Genomic DNA, 1,612 nt, shown 5'->3' on the forward strand with positions numbered 1-1,612 from the left:
AAAGGAAATACAATGATAACAAGAAGAAAAGCTATAGCTACAATGGGTGCAGTGGGTGTAGGACTTGCTAGTGCTGCAAGTGCAGATGAAAAAAAATCTAGCAGTATTTTAATAAAAAATGCTACGGTTTTTGATGGATATGATCAATTGCCCGGTTCTCAAGATGTATTGATAAAAGATAATAAAATCTCCAAAGTAGGTCCTAATCTCAAAGCTGATGAGAAGACAAAAATCATTGATGCAAAAGGAAAATTCCTAATGCCTGGTCTCTCTGATGCGCATTGGCATACTGTATTTGCAGCAGCAACTTTTGATGATTTTAATATGCCTGATCAAGGGCTTGTTTTGGCCAATGCTATACAAGAAACCAAGCGAACTGTCTTAAGAGGCTTTACCACTGTGCGAGATGTAGCAGGGGGTGTTTTTGGCATCAAAAAAGCTATTGATGAAAAAATCATCACAGGTCCTAGAATCTTTCCAAGTGGAGCATTTGTTTCTCAAACTTCAGGACATGGGGATATGAGAGAGATCACTGATCCACCTTCCAGATATGGTGGAGTTCAAAGCGTGATGGAGAAAGCGGGAGATTTTGTCCTAGCTGATGGTGTAGATGAAGTGCTTACAGCTGTGAGATGGCAGCTTAAAAAAGGTGCTTCACAGATAAAAATCGGAGCAGGAGGAGGAGTGATTAGCCATTTTGATCCGATGGATTCACTTCAATTCACGCTTCCTGAAATCAAAGCCGCTACAAGTGCTGCTAGAGATTGGGGTACTTATGTATGTTCCCATGTATATAGCGATGCAGGGGTGAATCGTGCCATTGATGGAGGGGTGAAGTCTATTGAGCATGGACAACAAACCTAATAAAATCCTCAAATAGTAAATGAAGGTAAATGAAAAAAATACACATCTGGCCTAATTTTTGTAAAAATCCAGTCAAAATTGAGATGATTTTGGTAATAATATATCTTTTTAGAAATATATAAAATATTATTTTCTAATTTCTTATTTCATACATAAAGTCTCATTATAGACCTTATAATAACCTTATTAATATCATATAAATTATATTTATTTTTCCTTTTTATATATTTTTTTAGAACCTTCTTTTGGTGTTTTCAGACTTTAAGAATAGTTTAAACATATTTTGATAGAAAATGATTTATAATTCCCTTGCGAAAAATATTATTAAACAATAAAGGGAATTCCTATGACAACTAGTACTTTTATACAAACGATTTTAAGATTTGATGCCCAAAAAACTCGTGCAAGAAATTTATATTCCCCCCCCCCCATTGGGTTATTAGAAGTATCCTCTCTAAATGCTTCTAATGATGGCTTGGAAACTAAAAAATCTAATAAAACTTTTTTTCCTCTTTTTTCTTTAGTACTCTCTACTTTTTTGTTGCCTTTTACTGCTGATATAGCAAAAGCAGATGATCCTCTCTCTATAGATCATGGTAATCGCTACCGTGTTGAAGCATATAGTTCAGGTGATGCTAGGTGTCTTTTAAATGGAAGCGGTCCTTGTGCAAGGGTGACTTTTTCTAAAAATGGGTTATTTAATATCACCAAAGACAGTAATAAAAATGATGTTTATCATTTTACAGAA

The 1,612-nt window shown here is 34.7% G+C and carries 2 protein-coding genes; both read left to right on the forward strand.

Annotated features, from left to right (window positions below; all coding sequences use genetic code 11):
• Positions 1 to 864: amidohydrolase family protein (locus tag Q5I06_RS08620; RefSeq protein WP_305520937.1), on the forward strand; the 864-nt coding region annotated here is incomplete at its 5' end.
• Between the two features lie 346 nt (positions 865 to 1,210).
• The coding region (locus tag Q5I06_RS08625) for a hypothetical protein (RefSeq protein ID WP_305520938.1) at positions 1,211 to 1,612 on the forward strand (402 nt) is incomplete at its 3' end.

It is taken from the genome of Helicobacter cappadocius, assembly GCF_030688855.1.
Taxonomy (GTDB): Bacteria; Campylobacterota; Campylobacteria; order Campylobacterales; family Helicobacteraceae; genus Helicobacter_J; species Helicobacter_J cappadocius.